3 protein-coding genes and 1 pseudogene are annotated in these 2,566 nt (G+C 71.4%); all 4 read right to left on the bottom strand.

Annotated features, from left to right (window positions below):
- A pseudogene (locus AC08ON_RS15220) lies at positions 1-458 on the bottom strand (hypothetical protein); the annotation flags it as partial.
- A gap of 87 nt (positions 459-545) precedes the next feature.
- Positions 546-1,010 carry a toll/interleukin-1 receptor domain-containing protein gene (locus AC08ON_RS15215; protein ID WP_476608705.1) on the bottom strand — a complete coding sequence of 155 codons (465 nt, stop codon included), beginning with the start codon at positions 1,008-1,010 and terminating at the stop codon, positions 546-548.
- Positions 1,007-1,984 (bottom strand): WD40 repeat domain-containing protein, encoded by a 978-nt coding sequence (locus tag AC08ON_RS15210; RefSeq protein WP_476608706.1) that lies wholly within the window; start codon positions 1,982-1,984, stop codon positions 1,007-1,009. The genes AC08ON_RS15215 and AC08ON_RS15210 overlap by 4 nt, the downstream gene beginning before the upstream one ends.
- A 17-nt stretch (positions 1,985-2,001) precedes the next feature.
- A partial coding sequence (locus AC08ON_RS15205) for a WD40 repeat domain-containing protein (protein WP_476617204.1) occupies positions 2,002-2,566 on the bottom strand: 565 nt, incomplete at its 5' end.

The following is a 2,566-nucleotide window of genomic DNA, read 5'->3' as shown; positions in this document are numbered from 1 at the left end:
ATCTGAAGGACCGACAGGTTAAACGACAAGCCAAGCGCCGGTGCGTAGTCGCGGCGGCGGTTCGGTTGGGTGAGGATCTCGACGCTGTCGATAGGCCGGCCAGGATCCGCCAGGCGCTGGCCGATGTGCTGGGTCGTACCCGGGACAGCCGCGACAACCGGCTGCAGCACATGGTCGCCGTCTCGTATGACCTTCTTGACCAGCGGCAACGCGTCGCGGAGCCGCTTGTTGTAGCCCGGCTGCAGCGGAAGGTAGGGAAACATGGTGGACATGTGCTTGCGGGCGTAGCGCAGCCAGCGGGCTTCCGAGGTGTAGCCGAGCATCGACTGGGCGACGGCCAGGCAGACGAGTTCGGCGTCGGACAGTAGCGGGTGCCTGCCCACGCGCCGCCTCCTGTCGTACCTGTCGTCGATCTTTACGTACAGTGCGGTGAGGAGGGTCTCCAGGTCTTGCGTCACAACTCGATCTTGGAGGGCCTCTCTCCACGTCCACACGCCGGATGCACAGCATCAGGACGCGCCGAGACGGCCGGGGCCAGTCAGGAATTACTCGTCCACCTTCGGGGACCGGAGCTCGCGGGCTAGGCGGTCACACCCGGCCTCGAGGTCGCCGTCGGCGGTGAGGTCAAGCCACAGTCGGAACCGCAGTCGCAGCGTCGGCTGGCAGGGCTCACGCAGGACCATGAGCAGCCGGTCCCGCGCCGTCTCGAGGCCGAGATGCTCGGCGAGTACGTTCTCCAGCTCGGTGAAGGTGCCTTCCAGATATGCGGGTGTGAGGACCGCCAGGGTGCACCGGCTTTCGACCACCGCACGTTCCATCTCCAGCACCAGTGGCGCGCCGAGGCGGAAGGAGTCCACGTCGAGACAGACCCGCAGGCCCCGCTGCCGCAGGCCGGGCACCAGCCGGTCGCGGACCCAGGACATCGCGGGCTCCCGGTGCCGGTAGCTGACGAACACGTCGTAGGGAAGATCCTCCACCTCGGTGGCGGGCTGCGCGGTCGGCCGGGTCATCGGGTGAACCCGCAGATTGACTCGTAGCCGAGCTGCTCTCCCACGAACTGACTCCATTCCGTGCGGGAAAGATCGCGGTTGGCGATCGTGCAGGCGCGCTGTCGCCATGACTCGGCATCGACATCCCACCGGCGGACCGTCCGGTCGAAGCTCGCCGACGCGAGGGTGCGGCCGTCGGGGCTGAACACGACCCGGGTGACCGCGTCGGTGTGCCCGCGCAGTGGCTCGTCGAGGCGGTACCAACGGCCGGTGTCGCTGAGCCGCCACAGGACGACCAGGCCATCCCTGCCGCCGGTCGCGGCGGTACGCCCGTCGCCGCTGATGGCGACGCCGTACACCGGGCCCGCGTGCGCCGCCAGCGAACTCTGCCGGGCCAGCCGGCGGGCGACGTCCCAGCTGGTGATGGCACCGCGCGCGTCGCCGGTCACGAGCATCCGCCCGGTCGGGTCGAACGCGAGGCTCTGCACACCGACATCGCCCGCGCGGCCCAACGTGCCGGCGGACCGGCCAGCCCCGACATCCCACAGCCGGACGACGCCGTCCAGACCGCCGGAGGCCAGCGTGCCCCCGTCCAGGCTGAACTCCAGGCCGGTGATCGTGTCGGCATGGGCGGGCAGGCGCCTGCTGGAAGGGTGGGCGTCGGACAGGTCCCACAGCAGAACGCCGCCGTCGTTGGTGCCCGCGGCGAGCCAGCGGCCGTCCGCGCTGACGGCGAGGGCGGTCGTGCCCGCCATCGTCCCCGTCGGCATGGTCCGGACCGTGTGGTTGCCCGCCACCTCCCACAGGGCGACGGTTCCGCCCTCGCCGACAGCCAGCCAGCGGCTGTCCGGCGTGAACACGAGAGCCTGTGTCTGCCCACTGCCGTGGAACACGGCGTGCCCGCCGGTGCCGTGGGCATCCCAGAGCATGACCGTGCCGTCATCGGCGGAGGTGGCGAGCAGGCGCCCGTCCGGGCTCGCGGACAGGCCCCACACCGCTGCCTGGTGGCCAGTCAGCGAAGCCCGGCCGCCCGGCCGGCGAGGTCCCAGACGATCGCGCTGCCGCCGTCGTCGCCGGAGACCACCGTGTGCCCGTCCGCGGCGAACGCGACGGATTCCAACCCGGCACCGTGCCCGCGTAGCGGAGCACCGATCATGCCGCCGGTGGCGGTCTCCCAGACGACGACCGTCTGGTCAACGCCGCCGGCGGCGATCCGCCGGCCGTCCTCGCTGAACGCGACGTCCTCGACCCAGTCAAGGTGGCCGGCGAGCGAGGACAGCCGCTGCCCCGTCGTGGTGTCCCACAGTTCGACCAGGCCGGAACCGGTGCCGAGCGCCACCAGCCGTCCGTCCGCGCCCAGGGCGGTCGCGGTGAAGCTGCCCCTGGGTGGCTGGGCGACAGCGGTGCGGTGCGAGGCCAGGTCCCGGACGCTCACCGTTCCGTCCAACCCGGCCGCGCTGAGCTGGCTGCTGTCGCGGCTGAACGCGACCGCGGCCACGGGCATGCCGCCGGGCACCTCGAAGGCGTCGACCGGCGTGCGCCGGGTCACATCCCAGACTGTGACCCGGCCGCCCTGG

This window comes from Frankia sp. CoWAU3 (assembly GCF_977971855.1).
Note: the sequence above shows the minus strand (reverse complement) of the source record. Positions and strands in the feature narration are given on the sequence as shown.